The following is a 17,417-nucleotide window of genomic DNA, read 5'->3' on the forward strand; positions in this document are numbered from 1 at the left end:
TCCGGCGTTGGGCGGGTTCGCGAGCAAGCTCGCTCCTACAGGCCCACGCCGGCGCGCTTTTCGTAGGACCGAGGGGGACGCCCAGTCCTTGCGCGAACCGCACGGCACGGGATCAATCGCGGACAAGGTCCGCTCCTACGAGAGCGTCCTGCCGTCACGGCGCCTGCTTGATCACCTGGCGGAAGCCGAGCACCGCGAACACCGGGACTTCGGGGGTGATCGACGGGAGGTTGGCGACTTCCTTGAGCGGCTCCAGCCGCTCCTCCAGGTTGAAGTCGATCAGCTTGAGCACCAGCGGTTCCAGGGTGGTCACTTCGATACGCTCCTCACTGGGCCGGCTGACCAGCACTTCGGCTTTCAGCCGGCGCTGCTGGCCGTGCAGGTCGAGGTCGAAGTCGAGGTTTTCCGGGCGCGACTGGCCCACCTGCAGGTCGTCGTAGCGGCTCAGGTCGAGCTGGCTGGTGATGGTCGCCTCCGGGTAGCGCTCGACCTCGAAGAACGCGTCGCGCATGCGCTCGTCGCGCAGCGCCAGGCCGCTGTCGATGGTGGCCAGCGCTACGACGAGGCGCACCGCGCCCTTGTCGTCGATCTGCCCGGACAACTGGTCGAAGCGCTGCACTTCCGCCATCTTGCCGCGCTTGACCGAGACGAAGCTGATCCGCGAGGTGTCGCCGTCCAGTTGCCACTCGGCCAGCGCCAGCGGGCTGGCCAGCAGCAACGCGCAGATCAGCGTGCATTTCAGAGAGGGCATCGGTCCTCCGAAGCGGGCCGCCCCGCTCCGTGGAACGCGCCCGTCAGTGGTTGCCCGAGTCGGGCAAAGCATCTGCCTGGTGCATCAGCCGGCATCCTTCGCGCGCGCCGAGCCAGGCGGCCGTCTGGGTACTGCCGAGGCCGCGGGCGGTCACCCGCTTGTGCGCTTCGTCGTCGAGGAAGGCGCTGATCGGCACGTACTGCTGGGTATAGGCCCGGCAATAGTCCGCCGAGTTCCCCATAACGTAGCGGCAGGAGCAGTATTCCTTGGCGGTGTAGGCGCCGATGATGCCGGGGAAGGCGGCCAGGTGGACGCGGTTCGGCCAGGCGACCAGGACCAGCGCGAGCAGCAGCAGGACGAGTGCGCCGAGGAGCGGATGACGGCGGATCATGGCTGCATCTCCCCGTGGGCGAAGGCCGCCTGGGCGAGCTTGAGGAAGGCGTCGTGCTGGTAGCTGCCGTCGCGGTCGTCGGCGTAGCGGACGATCACCAGTTTCTCCCCGGGGATCACGTAGAGCGCCTGGCCCCAGTGGCCGAGGGCGGCGAAGGTGTCCTCCGGCGCGCTCGGCCAGGGCGCCGGGGCGCCGGCCACCGCGCGGTTCAGCCACCACTGGCCGCCGGGCACCGCTTCGCCGGGCTTTTCCGCCTGCGGCTTGTAGTTGGGGAATGGCGCGAGGACGAACTGCATCCACGCCTGCGGCAGCAACTGGCGGTCCTTCCAGCGTCCGCCGCGCTGCATCAGCAGGCCGATGCGCGCCATGTCGCGGGCGGTCATGTAGACATAGGAAGAACCGACGAAGGTGCCGCTGGCATCGCGCTCCCAGACCGCCGACTGGATGCCCAGCGGCTGGAACAGCGCGGTCCAGGGGTAGTCCGCGTAAGCCTGCGGCCCGACCATCTGCCGGAGGGTCGCCGCGAGCACGTTGCTGTCGCCGCTGGAATAGCGGAAGCGCTGCCCCGGAACCGCGTCGAGCGGGAAGTCGGCGGCGAATTTCGCCATGTCGTCGCGGCCGCGGGTGTAGAGCATCGCCACCACCGAGGAGCGCACCGGCGCGTATTCGTAGTCCTCCTGCCAGGCCAGGCCGGAAGCCCAGTTGAGCAGGTGGCGCATGTGGATGTCCGGGTGCGCGGCGAAGGGGGCGAAGTGGCTGGCGACCGTGTCGTCGAGCTGGAAGCGACCCTCGCCGAAGGCCACGCCGAGCACGCTGGCCATCACGCTCTTGCTCATCGACCAGGCCAGGTGCGGGGTCTGCGCGCGGGTCGGGCCGGCGTAGCGCTCGTAGATCAGCTGACCGTCGCGGATCACCACCACGGCGTCGGTGCGCACGCCCTTGCGGGTGGCGTCGTCGCGCGCGGGGAAGGCGTAGTCCTCGAAGGCCTGGACGGCGGCGCCGGCGGGCGTGGCGCCGTGGGGCCAGTCGGCCTCGGGCCAGGCGTCGTCGCCATGGGCGTGGCCGCTGAGCAGGCAACTGGCCAGGGCCAGCGCGCGCAGCACCGGCTTGCTGCGGGAAGAGCGCAGGGGGAAGGGCATCGGGGGGCCTCTTGTTATTGGGTCGGCCCGCACCCTAGCACGGCGAAGATGACGGATTAAGCGCCGATCGTGCCGTATTCAAGGACGATTGGCGCAATCGGTCAGAGTCTGCTCACGATCTTGCTAGCGAGAGCAGAACAAGGAAAAAACAGGCGAGGACGCGGAGTTTACGAGCTGTAAATGAGCGGTCAGAGCCTGTTTTTAACGCCGTCATGCCGACGCACGGCAGATCGTGGGCAGGCTCTCAGCGCGGAACCTGGTAATCCTCCGGCCCCAGCAGGTCCATGCCGCACTGCAGGTTTTCGATCCAGTAGAGGAAGGCGCTGATCATTTCCTTGCCGACGAAGGGCCGGCCATGCTGCGGCACGATCATTTCGACGTCCATCCCGCGTATCATCGACGCCCACAGCCGGGCGACCTTGTTGGAGGCCATGTAGCGGCGGTGGAAGCCTTCCATGTGCGGGAGGTGGGCGGCGAAGTCCTGCACCGGGGTGGCGTCGTCCACCAGGGAGGCGCCCATGTCGCCGGAGAAGAGGATCTTGCTCACCGGATCAAAGACCTGGAAGTTGCCCACCGAGTGCAGGAAGTGCGCGGGGATCATCTTCAGCTGGCAGCGCCCCAGTTGCACGGATTCGCCACGGTCGGGCAGCGGGATGACCCGGTCATAGGTGGAGATGCCGTGGCTGACCGCCAGGTAGTTGGCCGTCAGGTGCGGCAGGAAGCGCGCCCAGAGCTTGGAGCAGATGACCTTGGCGGGGGTGTGCAGCAGCCACTTGTCGAGGGCGGCGATGATGTCCGGGTCCTGGTGCGAGGCGAAGATGAAGTCCAGCTCCTGCAGCGGGAACAGCTTGGACAGCTCCAGCGACAGCGGGGTGTAGGTCAGGTCTCCGCCCGGATCGAGCAGCAGGCGCTTGCCGTGGTCGACGATCAGGAACTGGTTGGACTGGACCCCATCGCCACTCACCAGATCGTCGAAACACAGGCACTGGTGTTTGCCGTCGTCGAACAGCACGATGGGTTCGCGTCGCATGGGGTAATTCCTGTCAAGGTGGTGAGCGGGAAAAAAGTGGGTAGCCGCGAGGAAATTTCTGGGTACGACCGCAGAAAGGCCGCAAAGGCTACCGACCCTTTACCCATGGCTCACTGACCTGGATCAAGCCCCAGCGCCGCACACGCCTTCTCCAGGCGCCTGGCCCGCGCCGCGCCGGCGATCGCCAGCACGCCACGGTCGCGCGTCCAGGCCGCCGCCAGCGCCGGATCAGCCGTGGCGAACGCGGCATCCAGGGCCGCCGACAGTCCCTCGAACTGGCTGAACACCCCGGCCAGCAACAGATGGGTTTCCGCCTGGTGGGCCGGCTGCCGGCTGACTTCCGCGCAACCGGCCAGCACGCCGGCCAGGCGCAGCGTCAGCTCCGCCGGCCAGTGCAGCTCGGCGGCCAGGCCGTAGAGCCAGGCGCAGATCGCGGCCAGCACATGGGTGTCTTCCAGGGTGCGGAAGGGTTTGCTGTAGGTTTCCCAGCCATCGCCGGGCAGGCGCTCGCAATGGGCGCCGTCGAGCAGCAGGCGGGCGTGGGGAATGTCCGGCAGCAGCGGCAGGGCCGGCAGCGGCTCCAGCTTCGCTCCGGGCGCGCCGGCCTGCACCACGGCCATCGCCAGGCGCGGCGCCGTGCCGGGCTCTTCGTCGCGCGCCGCCACCAGCCACCAGGCCGCGCTGTCCGCGGCGGTGGCGAAATCCTTGCTGCCGTGCAGCACCAGGCCGTCCAGGCGGGTCTGCAGGTCCGCCGGACGCACGCCCTTCTTCTCGGTCACGCACAGCGCCCCCAGGCTCAGCGGCGCCGCCGGCCAGAGCGCGCGCAGGGCCGCCTGGTAGCCGGCGAGGAAGGCCAGCCCCGGGGTCGCCGCCAGGCGTCCGCCGAGCACCGCCAGTTCGAAGCTGCCGAGCGCGCCGGCGCGTTCCAGCAGTGCGGCGTACCAGTCGTCCAGAGCGGCTCCGGCGGGCAGTCGATCCTGCGGGCCGAGCAGACATTTCCAAGGCATCGCGGTGCTCCTTCTTCAGGGCTTTCATCGCTGTCATACAAGCATCACCGCACCGTCATGGGGGTGACACCGCTCATTCCTAGCCTGAGCTTGCACAACAAAGCCGACCGGCCGCAACCCGCATGGCCGGCTCACGGAGGCACTCGCATGAGTCAGATCGCCCTCTCTTGTGACACCACGGCGCAGCGCCGTCTCCAGGCCGTGCGTCTGCACGGCGCCCGCGCCCTGCGCGAAGCCCAGGCCCTGCGTTACCGCGTGTTCAGCAGCGAGTTCGACGCCCGGCTCAAGGGCGCGGAGCAGGGGCTGGACATGGACGATTACGACAGCCACTGCGCCCACATCGGCGTGCGCGACCTGAACACCGGCGCGCTGGTGGCCACCACCCGCCTGCTCGACCACCGCGCCGCCGAGCGCCTGGGCCGTTTCTACAGTGAAGAAGAATTCGCCCTCGACGGCCTGGGCAACCTGCAAGGCCCGGTGCTGGAGATCGGCCGCACCTGCGTCGACCCGGACTACCGCAACGGCGGCACCATCGCGGTGCTGTGGAGCGAGCTGGCCGAGGTGCTCAACGAAGGCGGCTACCGCTACCTGATGGGCTGCGCCAGCATCCCCATGCGCGACGGCGGCATCCAGGCCCGCGCGGTGATGCAGCGCCTGCGCGACCGCTACCTGTGCCAGCAGAACCTGCGCGCCGAGCCCAAGACCCCGCTGCCGCCGCTGGAGGTGCCGGACAACCTCACCGCCGAGCTGCCGCCGCTGCTCAAGGCCTACATGCGCCTGGGCGCGAAGATCTGCGGCGAGCCCTGCTGGGACCCGGACTTCGGCGTCGCCGACGTGTTCATCCTGCTCAAGCGCGACGAGCTCTGCCCGCGCTACGCCCGCCACTTCAAGGCAGCGGTCTGATGCGCAGCCTGCGCGCCTGGCTGCGCGTCGCCCGCCTGCTGCTGGTGCTGACGACGGGCCTGGCGCTGGCCTGCTTCGTCAGCCTGCTGGAGCGCCTGCCCGGCCGCGACTGGATGCCCCTGCGCCAGCGCCTGACCCGCTGGTTCCTGGCGCGCCTGAGCGCCGCCCTGCCCTTCGCGGTGAAGGTGCACGGCGAGCTGCCCGGCCAGCCGATGCTGTGGGTGTCCAACCATGTGTCCTGGGTCGATATCCCGCTGCTCGGCGCGCTGCTGCCGCTGACCTTCCTGTCCAAGGCGGAAGTGCGCCAGTGGCCGGTGGCTGGCTGGCTGGCGGAGAAGGCCGGCACGCTGTTCATCCGCCGCGGTTCGGGCGATGCCCGGATGGTCAACGCGCAACTGGCCACGCAGCTGTCGCGCGGCCGCTCGCTGCTGGTCTTCCCGGAAGGCACCACCACCGATGGCCGCGACCTGCGCACCTTCCACGGCCGCCTGCTGGCCAGCGCCATCGAGGCCGGCGTGCCGGTGCAGCCGGTGGCGCTGCGCTACCGCCGCGACGACCGGCCGTGCGAGCTGGCGCCCTTCATCGGCGACGACGATCTGGTCAGCCACCTGCGGCGGCTGTTCGGCCAGGATCGGGGCGTGGTGGAAATCCATCTGCTGCCGGCGCTGTCCAGCGCCCACCAGGACCGCACGCTGCTGGCGCAACAGGCGCGCAACGCGATCCACGCGGTGGTCTGTGACATTCAGGAAGAAACGGCCATCGCGGCCTGAGACGTTCTGGAAAAGCGGAGCGAAGACAGGAAGGAGCTGGAGCCCGCCGTAACCCACGGCCGGCGGGTTCCCACTCTGGCGAGGCGGCTTCCGGAGCGCGCCGGACGGCACCCTCGGGCCGCCCGGTGACGCCTGAAAACAGTCTCTAGGCGCCGGCCTCCGGCGGCACGACCAGGATGTCACAATCCAGTTCGCGCAGCGCGTAGTCGGCGACACTGCCGATCAGGGCACGCTTGATCCCGCCCATGCCCCGGGTGCCCATGACCAGCAGATCGGGCCGGCGCTTGTCGACCATCCGCTGCAGGACGTTGCCCGGCAGCCCGACGGCCACCAGTTGTTCATCGATGCGATCTTCCAGCTGCTCGTCGCGCAGGAACTGCTTCAGCTCATCCACGGCCTGGCGCGTCTCGGTGCTGACGAACTCGTCGACCCGCTCCTCGCTGACCCCGGAGTACTGCATCATGCCCTTGGCCAGCGGACTGAACGCATAGACCCCACGGCGCACCGCACCGTCGAGCAGGCCCAGGGCGCCGGCGACATTCACCGCGTTGGCCGAGGCATGGGACGTGTCCAGCGCCAGCAGCAGGTCGCGGTACTCCCCGCTCGCCGGCTGGTTGACCACCAGCACCGGCAACTGGCCGGCGCGCAGCACGCGCTCGACCGTGGTGCCGACGAAGATGTCGCGCAGCACGCTCTTGCGATGGGCGCCCATCACCAGCAGCTCGACGTCCATGCTCTTGGCCGCGGAAAGAATCCGCTGATTCGGATCGCCACGCTCGACCATCAGTTTCGGGCTGCTGCCGCCCAGTCCGGCGAGCTCGACCAGGCGCGCCTCCAGCATCATCTTGACCTGGGTCGCCTCCTGCTCGACCAGCGCGGCCGGCTGGTCCTCGTCGACCACGTAGAGCACGGTCCAGGGGCAGGCGAAACGCTTGGCGAGCGCCGCCGCGCGATGCAAAGCCTTTTCCGAACGGCCAGACAGGTCCGTTGCGACCATTAACGACTTCATCATGCTGCTCCTCTCATCGGCGTTCAGATGGGTCTATTGCACACGCTCCGGTGCGCCAGACGGTTGACACATATCAAGTCAGCCCGGACCGCTCATCGACTCCGGCAGATTTCTGGCGAAGGATTGCAGCTGCGGGTAGAACTCGCGGAAGTCGGCGCTCAGCGGCAGGTACAAGCGCTCCAGCTCCTCCCAGGCGCCGTCCAGCAGGGCCGGGCGCGACAGGCGCCGGGACATCCCGGACACCACATCCTGCAGCGCCTCGAATTCCCGGTAACTGCCGAGCCAGTCCTGCGCGGCCATGCGCGGCGCGATGCGCGCCAGGCGCTCCGGCAAGCCGGGCGTGCGGCCCAGTACACCGTAGACGCGATGGGTGAAGTACTCCAGCGGCTCGTCGGAGAACAGCGCCCAGTCGCGGGCCAGGCAGTGGTCGAAGAACACGTCCAGCAGCACGCCGGCCATGCGCCGGCGCTCCTGCGGGAAGCGCGTCTTGGCGAGGTGTATCAACGGGTGGCCGTCGGTGAAGGCATCGATGCGCCGGTGCACCCGGATCGCCGCCTCGATGTCGGCGGGCCACTGGCCGGCGAGCGGTCCCTTGACGAAGTCGCCATAGAGGCTGCCAAGCAGTTGGGCGGGCCGGTCGCCGCCCAGGTGGAGATGCGCGAGATAGTTCATGGGCAGAGGGTAGCGCGGAATGCTGCGGGACTGTGTGAACGGAAGCCGTCGCCGATCGGCTGTGGTGCGCTTTCGTAGGAGCGGACCTTGTCCGCGAAGCGTTCAGTGCGCGCCGGTGTTCGCGGAGAAGCTCCGCTCCTACAAGAGCGCGCTCCAGCGCGCACCTCGAAGGCTACTATCACGCCAGTCGATCATTACTATCGCCCCAAACGAATTCATATCGTCTTTGCCCGATATATAGTTCGCCTCAACGCGATATACCGATGCGCCCATGACTGAACAACCCACTCTCGATCTCGACGAAATCTTCAAGGCCCTGGCCCACCCGGTGCGGCGCGACATGCTGCGCTGGCTGAAGGACCCGGAGCGCTACTTCGTCGAGCAGGAACACCAATCCTTCGAGATCGGCGTCTGCGCCGGCAAGTTCGACCAGCGCACCGGTCTGTCGCAATCCACCGTCTCCGCGCACCTGGCCACCCTCCAGCGCGCGGGCCTGGTGACCAGTCGAAAAGTCGGCCAGTGGAATTTCTTCAAGCGCAACGAGGAAACCATCCAGGCCTTTGTTCGCCACCTGAGCGAAGCGCTGTAACCGGCGACTGCCCGCCAACACCATCCCACTTTCCAGGAGCAGGCGCATGCCCACATCGCTTCTCGTCCTCGCCTTGTCCGCGTTCGCCATCGGCACCACGGAATTCGTGATCATGGGCCTGTTGCCCGAGGTCGCGGGCGACCTCTCCGTCTCCATTCCCAGCGCCGGCTGGCTGGTCAGCGGCTATGCCTTCGGCGTGGCCATCGGCGCGCCGATCATGGCGCTGCTGACCGCCCGCCTGCCGCGCAAGACCGCGCTGCTGATGCTCATGGGCATCTTCATCCTCGGCAACCTGCTCTGCGCGGTGGCCGCCAACTACGGCCTGCTGATGCTCGCGCGGATCATCACCGCGCTGTGCCACGGCGCCTTCTTCGGCATCGGCTCGGTGGTCGCCGCCAGCCTGGTGCCGGCCAACCGCAAGGCGTCCGCCGTGGCGCTGATGTTCACCGGCCTGACCCTGGCCAACGTCCTCGGCGTGCCGGCCGGCACCGCGCTGGGCCAGGTCGCCGGCTGGCGCTCGACCTTCTGGGCGGTGACCCTGATCGGCGTCGCCGCGCTGATCGGCCTGTGGCGCGTGCTGCCGAAGAAGCACGACGAGGAAGCGGTGGACATGCGCCGGGAAGTCGCCGCGCTGCGCAACGGCCCGCTGTGGCTGGCGCTGGGCACCACCGTGCTGTTCTCGGCGGCCGTCTTCGCGCTGTTCACCTACGTCGCGCCGCTGCTGGGTGAAGTCACCCGGGTCTCGCCGCGCGGCATCACCTGGTCGCTGGTGCTGATCGGCCTCGGCCTGACCCTGGGCAACATCGTCGGCGGGCGCCTCGCCGACTGGCGCCTGGGCACCACCCTGGCCGGGGTGTTCGCCACCATGGCGATCGTCTCCAGCGTGCTGAGCTGGACCAGCGCCGCGCTGATCCCGGCCGAGATCACCCTGTTCATCTGGGCCGCCGCCGCGTTCGCCGCGGTGCCCGCCCTGCAGGTCAACGTGGTGCGCGTCGGCGGCGCCGCGCCGAACCTGGTCGCCACCCTGAACATCGGCGCCTTCAACGTCGGCAATGCCATCGGCGCCTGGATCGGCGGCAGCGTCATCGACCACGGCCTGGGCCTGACCCGCGTGCCCCTGGCCGGCGCCCTGCTTTCCGTGCTCGCGCTGCTCGCGGTGATGATCGCCTTCAGCGGCAAGCCCAACCAGACCCAAACCGTTCTCGATTGATCCTCCATCCTCACGCCCCGGAGTAACGCAATGACCACGCTTTTCGATCCCATCGTCATCGGTGACCTGGAACTGCCCAACCGCATCGTCATGGCCCCGCTGACTCGCTGCCGCGCCGACGAAGGCCGCGTGCCCAACGCGCTGATGGCCGAGTACTACACCCAGCGCGCCGACGCCGGCCTGATCCTCAGCGAGGCCACCTCGGTGACCCCGATGGGCGTGGGCTACCCGGACACCCCCGGCATCTGGTCCGACGACCAGGTGCGCGGCTGGACCAACATCACCAAGGCCGTGCACGCCAACGGCGGACGCATCATGCTGCAGCTGTGGCACGTCGGCCGCATCTCCGACCCGCTGTACCTGAACGGCGAGACCCCGGTGGCGCCGAGCGCGATCAAACCGGCCGGCCACGTCAGCCTGGTGCGTCCGATCAAGGAATTCGTCACCCCGCGCGCCCTGGAAACCGAAGAGATCGCCGACATCGTCGAGGCCTACCGCATCGGTGCCGAGAACGCCAAGGCCGCCGGCTTCGACGGCGTGGAAGTCCACGGCGCCAACGGCTACCTGCTCGACCAGTTCCTGCAGAGCAGCACCAACCAGCGCACCGACCAGTACGGCGGCTCCGTCGAGAACCGCGCGCGCCTGCTGCTGGAAGTCACCGACGCCGTGATCGGCGTGTGGGGCGCCGGCCGCGTCGGCGTGCACCTGGCGCCGCGCATGGACTCCCACGACATGGGCGACGCCGATCCGCTGGCCACCTTCGGCTATGTGGCCCGCGAGCTGGGCAAGCGCGGCGTGGCGTTCATCTGCACCCGCGAGAAAGCCGGCGACGACAGCATCGGCCCGAAACTGAAGGAAATCTTCGGCGGCGTGTACATCGCCAACGAGCGCTTCACCCGGGAAACCGCCAATGAATGGCTGGAAAGCGGCAAGGCCGACGCGGTGGCCTTCGGCATTCCGTTCATCGCCAACCCGGACCTGGTGACCCGCCTGCAGAAAGGCGCCGCCTGGAACGAGCCGCACCCGGAGACCTTCTACGCCAAGGGCCCGGTCGGCTACCTGGATTACCCGCGCCTGTAAGGGCCGGGCCAGCACCAGCGAAAAGGGCGCCTTCCTGCGAAGGCGCCCTTTTTTCATTCCCGAACGCCAAGTGCGTGAGCGCGTTCCTGTAGGAGCGAGCTTGCTCGCGAACAGGCCGAGCCTCGGCGCCGAGAGGTTCGCGAGCAAGCTCGCTCCTACGAAGAGCTGATCCACCTGTCGTCGAGCGGCAGGTGGATCAGGCGCGGCCCGTCAGGCTGCCGCTCCCCCTCCCCGTCCGCATCGATAGAGATTTCCAGGCGCCTGCCCGCGCGGTCGACGAGCCCATGCGCTCGGCCGGCGCTTCGATGTGCAAGCGGAATCACCTGAAAACCAAATCAATATCATTTACATACAATTCGCACTTGAGAATAATTAACAAATCATTAACCACAAAAAACAATGAGTCGCCCCAATGGCAAAAAAGTCCGTTGCCCCGGCATCCCTCTCGATACTGGGCCTGCTGGTCATCCCCACCGTTCACGCCGAGTCCCAGGACGCCCTGGCGCTGCCGGAGACCTCCATCACCGGCGCTTACGAGCAGCCAAGCTATAACGCCGGCGACAGCAAGAGTGCGCTGAAGATCGACGCGCCCCTGCGAGACATCCCGCAGACGGTCAACGTCGTGCCCGAGAGCGTGATCAAGGACCAGGGTGCCCAGTCCATGGAGGACGTGCTGAAAAACGTACCCGGCGTCGGTTTGTCCAACGGCGATGGGCAACGCGACCAAGTCACCATCCGCGGCTTCAGCGCCATCGGCGACATGTACATCGACGGCATCCGCGACGATGCCCTGTACTTCCGCGACCTTTCCAACGTCGAGCGCGTCGAGGTCATCAAGGGCCCCGCCGCCGTGCTCTATGGCCGTGGCTCTTCCGGCGGCCTGATCAACAGCGTCTCCAAGACCCCCGGCTTCGCGCCCAGGCACGAGGTCGGCATGACCGTCGACAGCGAGGGCAAGCGCCGCACGCAGTTCGACACCGGCTGGGCCGACCGGCAGACCAACCAGGCGTACCGCGTCACCGGCGCCTTCGAGGACAGCGACACCTTCCGCGACGACGGCTACATCGACCGCAAGGCCATCGCGCCCTCGGCCTACTTCCAGCTGTCCGACGACCTGGAGCTGAACCTCGGCGCCAGCTACCTGTACGACAAGCGGCTGATCGACTTCGGCATCCCCGCCCTCGGCAACCGGCCGGTGGACGTCGACCGGGACAAGCGTTTCGGCTCCGGCGACCCGGACCAGGACTATGCCCGCAGCGAGGTGTTCTCGCTCACCTCCGGCCTGGATTACCACATCAACGACGACCTCACCCTGACCAACACCAGCCGCTTCTACCGCTACGACCTGGACCGCAACAACACCCTGGCCGACAGCAGCCCGACCCGCTTCGTCACCGCTCCCGACGGCGAACTGCTGGTGAAGCTCAACCGCGGCAACGTGGCGCGTGACGAATATGGCCTGTTCAACCAGACCGAACTGAAGCAGCGGGCACAGCTGGCCGGCATGCAGCACAGCCTGCTGTATGGCGTCGAGGTCGGCTTCCAGGACAAGCACCAGCGGGTGTTCAACCAGAACAACGTGGCCCAGGTCCCGGTGTTCCGCGATGGCCTGGTTCCGGTCCCGGATCACGCCGCCAACCTGTCGTCCAAGGGCACCAACTCCCAGGAGACCACCGGTTTCTACGTGCAGGACCTGATCGAGCTGAATGCCCAGTGGAAAGCGCTGCTGGGGGTGCGCTACGACATCTTCGGCCAGGAATATGACGACGATCGCGCGCAGAACGTCGACCTCGACCGCACCGACAAGACCTGGAGCCCACGCGCCGGCCTGGTCTACCAGCCCGACCAGATCCAGTCCTATTACGTCTCTGTCAGCCGCAGCTACCAGCCCTCGGGCGAAGTGTTCGCGGTCAGCCCGTCGAACCAGAACCTCGAACCCGAGGAAACCACCAACTACGAAATCGGCACCAAGTGGGACCTGCTGGACAACCGCCTCTCGGTGACCGCGGCGATCTTCCGCCTCGAACGCACCAACATGAAGACCGCCGATCCGGCGAACCCGAACCTGACCGTGCTGGCCGGCGAGCAGCGCACCGACGGCTTCGAGGCCACGATCAGCGGGCAGTTGACGGACAACTGGCAGATCTATGCCGGCTACGCCTACCTCGATGCGGAAATCACCAAGTCCAACAGCAAGACCAACGGCGTATCCAACGAAGGCCAGGTGCCCACGCTCACCCCGCGCAACAGCGCCAATCTCTGGCTGGTGCGCAGCCTCACGCCGGAATGGCGCGTCGCCGCCGGCGCCAACTACGTCGACGACCGCTACACGGCGCTGGACAACAAGGTGGTGATGCCGAGCTACACCACCTTCGACGCGGCCCTGCTCTACAGCGTGCCGCACTGGGACATGGCGCTGCGCCTGAAGAACGCCTTCGACCGTGATTACTACGCCTCCGCGCACGGCTCGGTGGACCTCATCACCCCCGGCGCACCCCGGACCCTCGAAGCCAGCCTCAACTACCGCTTCTAGGTAGCCCGAGCTCCCGTCGTCGAGAACCACTGCGCCGCGTTTGCGGCGCAGTCGCGCACGCCGCTTGGCGGGACAGCGAGGTGCCCGGAAGAGGTACGCGGCGCTGAATGTCAGAAATTATTGATACAAATCATTCTCAATGGCACCCGAGAATTTCTAGAGTCTGACCCGCTGTTTCTCACCGACCAAGCCCAGGAGAAGACCATGCGAGTCAATCGTGCCATTCCCGTGATGCTGGCGCTCGCCAGCCCGTTCGTGGCGGCCAAGGAATACCCCATCGGCACGCCGCAGGCCTGCGGCGGGATGGAGATCGGCGCGGTGTACCTGCAGCCGATCGAAATGGACCCGCCAGGAATGATGCGCGCCGCGGCGCAATCCGACGTGCACCTGGAAGCCGACATCGCCGCCACCGCCGACAACCCCAACGGCTTCCAGGAAGGCAGCTGGGTGCCGCACCTGAGCGTGGCCTATGAACTGCGCAAGGACGGCAGCGACCAGGTCCTCAAGGGCGACTTCCACGGCATGGTGGCCAGCGACGGGCCGCACTACGGCGACAACGTCAAGCTGCTCGGGCCGGGCAAGTACCACCTGACCTACACCATCCTGCCGCCGTCCGAAGCGTCCATGTTCGGCCGCCACGTCGACAAGGAAACCGGCGTGGCGCCCTGGTTCGGGACCTGCAAGGTGGAATACGACTTCACCTACGCCGGCATCGGCAAGAAAGGCGGCTACTGATGCGCGGGCCGCGCCCGCTGCGGGTGCGGCGTTCCCTTTCCGAGAGTCGCGAGGTCGTCATGTTGCGCATCTTCCTCTGCCTGCTGGCAGTGCCGTTCGCCGTTGCCGCGCAGGCGGGACCGCTCCCCACCTATGAACTGACCATCACCGATGGCCGCTTCACCCCCGAAACGCTGGAAGTGCCCGCCGGGCAGCGCTTCAAGGTCGTCGTGCGCAATGCCGGCAGCGGGCCGGCGGAATTCGAGAGCACGCCGCTGCGGGTGGAGAAAGTGCTGTCGCCGGGCGTCACCTCCTTCGTGGTGATCCATCCCCTGCGTCCCGGCAGTTATCCCTTCTTCGACGAGTTCCACATGGGTCTGCCGCAAGGCGAGATCGTGGCGCGCTGATCCGGAGCTACCCCATGCTGCAATCGCTGTTCATCGTCTGGCGCGAAAGCGTCGAGGCGCTTCTGGTCGTCGGCATCCTGCATGCCTGGCTCAGCCATCGCCCCGAGCCGGCGCGCGGCCTGCGCATGCTCTGGAGCGGCGTGACGCTGGGCGTGGCGCTGGCCTGCTCGCTGGCCGCGCTGTTCATGCTCGCCGGCGAATGGCTGGCGGGGCCGGCCGGCGAATGGTTCCAGGCCGCCATGGTGTTCTGCGCCAGCCTGCTGATCCTGCAGATGGTGGTGTGGATGCACCGCCACGGGCGCGGCATGAAGCGCCAGCTGGAGCAGGACGCCGAGCGCAGCATCGCCCGGGACGGCGGCTGGGGCGTGCTGCTGCTGGCGATGCTGGCGGTGGCCCGCGAAGGCAGCGAGACGGTGGTGTTCCTCTACGGCATCGTCGCGCAGCAGAGCGCGGACTGGACCTGGCTCGCGCTGGGCGGTCTGCTCGGCTTCCTGCTGGCCCTGGCCACCTACGCGGCGCTGCAGTGGTCCTCGCGGATACTGACCTGGCGGCGCTTCTTCCAGGTCAGCGAAATCCTCCTGCTGCTGCTCGGCGGCGCCCTGCTGATGGCGGCGCTGGACCGGGTGGCCGGACAGGTCATGGCGCTGGACCTGCCCGAATGGTGCTACGGCCTGTTCGGCGACCCGCTCTGGGATACCTCCGCCTGGCTCGACGACAGCCACGGCCCGGGCGCGCTGCTGGCCGGGTTCGCCGGTTACCGCGCCGCGCCGACGCTGCTGGCGCTGCTGCTGCCGGCCTACTGGCTGCTGGCCCGCTGCCTGTGCCGGCGCGGCGAACCGCGCGCCGAGGCCCGGCTGGCATGAACGGCGTGCGTTCGTGGCTGGCCCGGCTGGGGGATGCCATGCGCCGGCACGCCGGCCTGATCCGTGGGCTGCAATGGGCCGTGGTGCTGTTCTACGCGGTGCTGCTGATCGTCCCGGCGTGCCTCGACCTGCCCCCGGCGCAGGCGCGCATGCTCGATCACCTGGCGGTGTTCGCGCAGTTCGTCTTCTGGGGCATCTGGTGGCCGTTCGTGCTCCTCTCGATGGTGCTGTTCGGACGGCTCTGGTGCGGCCTGTTCTGCCCCGAGGGCGCGCTCAGCGAATGGGCCAGCCGCCACGGCCGGGGACGCGGCGTGCCGCGCTGGATGCGCTGGGGCGGCTGGCCGTTCCTGGCCTTCTGCATGACCACCCTCTACGGGCAACTGGTCAGCGTCTACGACTACGCGCTGCCGGCGCTGCTGATCCTCGGCGGCTCGACGCTGGCGGCGATCCTCGTGGGCTTCCTCTACGGGCGCGGCAAACGCGTCTGGTGCCGCTACCTGTGCCCGGTCAGCGGCGTGTTCAGCCTGCTCGCGCGGCTGGCGCCGGTGCATTTCCGCGTCGACGAGGAGCGCTGGCTGGCGAATGCCGGGCCGCACCTGCCGACGCCGAACTGCGCGCCGCTGATCGACATCCGCCGCATGACCGGATGCGCCGAGTGCCACTCCTGCGGCCGCTGCAGCGGCCAGCGCGGCGCCGTGGCGCTGAGCCCGCGCTCGCCGAGCGAGGAAATCGTCGTGCACGGCCAGCGCGCGGAAGGCCCCTGGCCCGTGCGCCTGCTGTTCTTCGGGGTGATCGGCCTGGCCATGGGCGCCTTCAACTGGACGCTCAGCCCCTGGTTCGTCGCCCTCAAGCAGGGCAGCGCGGAATGGCTGGTGGAACGGGGGATCGTCTGGCCGCTGGAAGCCGACGCACCCTGGTGGCTGCTGACACATTACCCGCAGAACAACGACGTCTTCACCTGGCTCGATGGCGGCGTGCTGGTCGTCTACGTGCTGGCCTGGGCGCTGCTCATGGGCGGCTGGCTGGCGGCGATGCTGCGCCTGGCCTGCCGGCTGTCGGGGCGCGGCCGGGCGCTCTACGCGCACCTGGCCCAGGCGCTGATTCCGCTGGGCGGCTGCGGGCTGTTCCTCGGGCTTTCGGCCACCACCGTGAAGCTGCTGCGCTACGAAGGGCTGGTGCTCGCCTGGGTGCAGCCGGCGCGGGCGCTGATGCTGGCGGGTGCCGGAGCCTGGGCGCTGTGGCTGGGCTGGCGGATCGTCCGCCGGCGCGGCGTCGCACCGCTGCGCCAGCCGGTCGTGCTGGCCTGCCTGGCGCTGGCCGGCGCGCCGGTGCTGGCCGGCTGGTGGCTGATGTTCTGGGGCTGGAATTGAGCCGGCCCCCGGCAAAAACCGCTCGACGCCACGACTCGCGGCCACCGGGGGTCGCCCAACGAAAAAGCCCCCGCTCCGGAGAGCGAGGGCTTGTGCAGCGGCGGCAGCGTTGAGGGTCAGCGCGCGCTGAGCTGCTGCTGAAGGTTCTGCACCTGCTGCTGCAGGGTGTTGATGTTGCGCATCACCTGGGCGCGGAAGGCGTCGAACTCGGCGGTGTTGCCGCCCTGCTGGTTCTGCCGGCCATCGACCTCGGAACGCAGGATCAGCAGATCGTCCTGCAGGCTCTTGATCGCCTGGCTCTGGTTGCCCTGCTTCTTCAGGTTGGCGATTTCCGTGTTGAGCCCCTGGATCTGCTGGTTGGCGGCGGCCAGGTCGCTCTGCACGCTCCGGTACTTGGCCTGTTCGTCGGTGATGGACTTGAGCTTGACGTCGAGCTGCGACATCAGCAGCGCGGCGCTCTCCTGCTGGGCCTTGAGGTCGGCGCTGACTTGCGCCAGGCGCTTGCCCTGGGCGCCGTCGAATTCCGACAGGGAAGTCTGCTGCGCCTTCGCCTGCTCGGCCAGGCGGCCCTGCAGTTGCTTGACCTGCAGCTTCAGCGCCTCGCGGTCGGTGGTGCCGTTGGATTCGTTGGCGACGAACTTGCCGCGGATGTCGTCGAGGCGACCGGCGGCCTCCTCGCTGATCTTGGCGAAGCTTTCCTGGGTGGCGATCAGTTGCTGTTCCATCAGCATCAGTTGCTGGTGGCTCCACCAGGCCACGCCGCCCAGGGCGATGGCCAGGGCCGCGACCAGCGCCCACAGCGGGGCGGTGCTGCCGCCCTGCTTCGCCGGCTGGGGCAGCGGACGGCCGCTGGGCTCGACCACGCGGCGCGGGTGGTGACCAAACTCGTCGCGGTCGGAGGAGTCGGTGGAGAGGCTGGGCACATCATCGAATTCGTCGAACGTGTCGTTACGCATGGAGTGAACCTGTGGGAAAGCGG

At 68.2% G+C, this 17,417-nt stretch carries 18 protein-coding genes; 10 read left to right on the forward strand and 8 right to left on the reverse strand.

All coding sequences use genetic code 11. The features are described 5' to 3' along the window. Nucleotides 1–154: 154 nt before the first annotated feature. The 5 genes from AC3B6A_RS22760 to AC3B6A_RS22780 form a co-directional block, all read right to left on the reverse strand. Entirely contained in the window at nucleotides 155–751 is a 597-nt protein-coding gene (locus AC3B6A_RS22760) for a YceI family protein (RefSeq protein WP_488399376.1), read from the reverse strand. A gap of 43 nt (nucleotides 752–794) precedes the next feature. Further along, nucleotides 795–1,142 (reverse strand): amidase, encoded by a 348-nt coding sequence (locus AC3B6A_RS22765; protein ID WP_488399377.1) that lies wholly within the window; start codon nucleotides 1,140–1,142, stop codon nucleotides 795–797. Then, entirely contained in the window at nucleotides 1,139–2,281 is a 1,143-nt protein-coding gene (locus tag AC3B6A_RS22770) for a serine hydrolase domain-containing protein (RefSeq protein ID WP_488399378.1), read from the reverse strand. Before AC3B6A_RS22770 ends, AC3B6A_RS22765 begins: the two co-directional genes overlap by 4 nt. Before the next feature lie 244 nt (nucleotides 2,282–2,525). Then, the gene (locus tag AC3B6A_RS22775; RefSeq protein WP_488399379.1) at nucleotides 2,526–3,311 is read right to left on the reverse strand and encodes an oxygen-binding di-iron domain-containing protein; all 786 of its coding nucleotides are present in this window, start codon (nucleotides 3,309–3,311) and stop codon (nucleotides 2,526–2,528) included. Between the two features lie 110 nt (nucleotides 3,312–3,421). Further along, complete coding sequence (locus AC3B6A_RS22780) at nucleotides 3,422–4,318, reverse strand: acyl-CoA dehydrogenase family protein (protein WP_488399380.1); 897 nt, start codon at nucleotides 4,316–4,318, stop codon at nucleotides 3,422–3,424. A gap of 147 nt (nucleotides 4,319–4,465) precedes the next feature. On the opposite strand from AC3B6A_RS22780, the gene olsB reads away from it, so the two are divergent. Continuing rightward, on the forward strand, nucleotides 4,466–5,221 hold the full coding sequence (olsB, locus tag AC3B6A_RS22785; protein WP_488399381.1) for an L-ornithine N(alpha)-acyltransferase: 756 nt from the start codon (nucleotides 4,466–4,468) through the stop codon (nucleotides 5,219–5,221). Then, a complete protein-coding gene (locus AC3B6A_RS22790; RefSeq protein WP_488399382.1) occupies nucleotides 5,221–5,991 on the forward strand; it encodes a lysophospholipid acyltransferase family protein in 771 nt (256 codons plus the stop codon). Before olsB ends, AC3B6A_RS22790 begins: the two co-directional genes overlap by 1 nt. 145 nt (nucleotides 5,992–6,136) lie before the next feature. Here AC3B6A_RS22790 and AC3B6A_RS22795 read toward each other — a convergent pair whose 3' ends face one another. After that, the gene (locus AC3B6A_RS22795; protein ID WP_488399383.1) at nucleotides 6,137–7,003 is read right to left on the reverse strand and encodes a universal stress protein; all 867 of its coding nucleotides are present in this window, start codon (nucleotides 7,001–7,003) and stop codon (nucleotides 6,137–6,139) included. A 75-nt stretch (nucleotides 7,004–7,078) separates the two neighbouring features. Next, complete coding sequence (locus AC3B6A_RS22800; protein ID WP_488399384.1) at nucleotides 7,079–7,672, reverse strand: acyl carrier protein phosphodiesterase; 594 nt, start codon at nucleotides 7,670–7,672, stop codon at nucleotides 7,079–7,081. 271 nt (nucleotides 7,673–7,943) lie between these two features. On the opposite strand from AC3B6A_RS22800, the gene AC3B6A_RS22805 reads away from it, so the two are divergent. The 8 genes from AC3B6A_RS22805 to AC3B6A_RS22840 all read left to right on the forward strand — a co-directional run bounded on the left by AC3B6A_RS22805 (nucleotide 7,944) and on the right by AC3B6A_RS22840 (nucleotide 16,438). After that, nucleotides 7,944–8,261 carry an ArsR/SmtB family transcription factor gene (locus AC3B6A_RS22805; protein ID WP_488399385.1) on the forward strand — a complete coding sequence of 106 codons (318 nt, stop codon included), beginning with the start codon at nucleotides 7,944–7,946 and terminating at the stop codon, nucleotides 8,259–8,261. Between the two features lie 46 nt (nucleotides 8,262–8,307). Further along, on the forward strand, nucleotides 8,308–9,471 hold the full coding sequence (locus tag AC3B6A_RS22810; RefSeq protein ID WP_488399386.1) for an MFS transporter: 1,164 nt from the start codon (nucleotides 8,308–8,310) through the stop codon (nucleotides 9,469–9,471). A gap of 30 nt (nucleotides 9,472–9,501) precedes the next feature. Further along, on the forward strand, nucleotides 9,502–10,551 hold the full coding sequence (locus tag AC3B6A_RS22815) for an alkene reductase (protein ID WP_488399387.1): 1,050 nt from the start codon (nucleotides 9,502–9,504) through the stop codon (nucleotides 10,549–10,551). Between the two features lie 412 nt (nucleotides 10,552–10,963). Next, complete coding sequence (locus AC3B6A_RS22820) at nucleotides 10,964–13,084, forward strand: TonB-dependent receptor (protein ID WP_488399388.1); 2,121 nt, start codon at nucleotides 10,964–10,966, stop codon at nucleotides 13,082–13,084. A 204-nt stretch (nucleotides 13,085–13,288) separates the two neighbouring features. After that, nucleotides 13,289–13,819: an iron transporter gene (locus tag AC3B6A_RS22825; protein WP_488399389.1), complete on the forward strand. Its 531-nt coding sequence runs from the start codon at nucleotides 13,289–13,291 to the stop codon at nucleotides 13,817–13,819. 59 nt (nucleotides 13,820–13,878) lie between these two features. Beyond that, nucleotides 13,879–14,205: a cupredoxin domain-containing protein gene (locus AC3B6A_RS22830; protein WP_488399390.1), complete on the forward strand. Its 327-nt coding sequence runs from the start codon at nucleotides 13,879–13,881 to the stop codon at nucleotides 14,203–14,205. 14 nt (nucleotides 14,206–14,219) lie between these two features. After that, on the forward strand, nucleotides 14,220–15,068 hold the full coding sequence (locus AC3B6A_RS22835; RefSeq protein WP_488399391.1) for an FTR1 family iron permease: 849 nt from the start codon (nucleotides 14,220–14,222) through the stop codon (nucleotides 15,066–15,068). After that, entirely contained in the window at nucleotides 15,065–16,438 is a 1,374-nt protein-coding gene (locus AC3B6A_RS22840) for a 4Fe-4S binding protein (protein WP_488399392.1), read from the forward strand. The genes AC3B6A_RS22835 and AC3B6A_RS22840 overlap by 4 nt, the downstream gene beginning before the upstream one ends. Before the next feature lie 116 nt (nucleotides 16,439–16,554). On the opposite strand, the gene AC3B6A_RS22845 is transcribed toward AC3B6A_RS22840, so the two are convergent. Next, on the reverse strand, nucleotides 16,555–17,394 hold the full coding sequence (locus AC3B6A_RS22845; RefSeq protein ID WP_488399393.1) for a kinetochore Spc7 family protein: 840 nt from the start codon (nucleotides 17,392–17,394) through the stop codon (nucleotides 16,555–16,557). Between the last annotated feature and the right edge of the window lie 23 nt (nucleotides 17,395–17,417).

The sequence above is a fragment of the Pseudomonas sp. B12(2026) genome (assembly GCF_057767015.1).

What these genes read in the sequence shown, in the direction of transcription:
- AC3B6A_RS22840 (WP_488399392.1), top strand. Translation starts at nt 15,065, where the DNA reads ATGAACGGCGTGCGTTCGTGGCTGGCCCGGCTGGGGGATGCCATGCGC.
- AC3B6A_RS22760 (WP_488399376.1), bottom strand. Translation starts at nt 751, where the DNA reads ATGCCCTCTCTGAAATGCACGCTGATCTGCGCGTTGCTGCTGGCCAGC.
- AC3B6A_RS22810 (WP_488399386.1), top strand. Translation starts at nt 8,308, where the DNA reads ATGCCCACATCGCTTCTCGTCCTCGCCTTGTCCGCGTTCGCCATCGGC.
- olsB (WP_488399381.1), top strand. Translation starts at nt 4,466, where the DNA reads ATGAGTCAGATCGCCCTCTCTTGTGACACCACGGCGCAGCGCCGTCTC.
- AC3B6A_RS22825 (WP_488399389.1), top strand. Translation starts at nt 13,289, where the DNA reads ATGCGAGTCAATCGTGCCATTCCCGTGATGCTGGCGCTCGCCAGCCCG.
- AC3B6A_RS22815 (WP_488399387.1), top strand. Translation starts at nt 9,502, where the DNA reads ATGACCACGCTTTTCGATCCCATCGTCATCGGTGACCTGGAACTGCCC.
- AC3B6A_RS22835 (WP_488399391.1), top strand. Translation starts at nt 14,220, where the DNA reads ATGCTGCAATCGCTGTTCATCGTCTGGCGCGAAAGCGTCGAGGCGCTT.
- AC3B6A_RS22790 (WP_488399382.1), top strand. Translation starts at nt 5,221, where the DNA reads ATGCGCAGCCTGCGCGCCTGGCTGCGCGTCGCCCGCCTGCTGCTGGTG.
- AC3B6A_RS22800 (WP_488399384.1), bottom strand. Translation starts at nt 7,672, where the DNA reads ATGAACTATCTCGCGCATCTCCACCTGGGCGGCGACCGGCCCGCCCAA.
- AC3B6A_RS22820 (WP_488399388.1), top strand. Translation starts at nt 10,964, where the DNA reads ATGGCAAAAAAGTCCGTTGCCCCGGCATCCCTCTCGATACTGGGCCTG.
- AC3B6A_RS22795 (WP_488399383.1), bottom strand. Translation starts at nt 7,003, where the DNA reads ATGATGAAGTCGTTAATGGTCGCAACGGACCTGTCTGGCCGTTCGGAA.
- AC3B6A_RS22830 (WP_488399390.1), top strand. Translation starts at nt 13,879, where the DNA reads ATGTTGCGCATCTTCCTCTGCCTGCTGGCAGTGCCGTTCGCCGTTGCC.
- AC3B6A_RS22770 (WP_488399378.1), bottom strand. Translation starts at nt 2,281, where the DNA reads ATGCCCTTCCCCCTGCGCTCTTCCCGCAGCAAGCCGGTGCTGCGCGCG.
- AC3B6A_RS22805 (WP_488399385.1), top strand. Translation starts at nt 7,944, where the DNA reads ATGACTGAACAACCCACTCTCGATCTCGACGAAATCTTCAAGGCCCTG.
- AC3B6A_RS22765 (WP_488399377.1), bottom strand. Translation starts at nt 1,142, where the DNA reads ATGATCCGCCGTCATCCGCTCCTCGGCGCACTCGTCCTGCTGCTGCTC.
- AC3B6A_RS22775 (WP_488399379.1), bottom strand. Translation starts at nt 3,311, where the DNA reads ATGCGACGCGAACCCATCGTGCTGTTCGACGACGGCAAACACCAGTGC.
- AC3B6A_RS22780 (WP_488399380.1), bottom strand. Translation starts at nt 4,318, where the DNA reads ATGCCTTGGAAATGTCTGCTCGGCCCGCAGGATCGACTGCCCGCCGGA.
- AC3B6A_RS22845 (WP_488399393.1), bottom strand. Translation starts at nt 17,394, where the DNA reads ATGCGTAACGACACGTTCGACGAATTCGATGATGTGCCCAGCCTCTCC.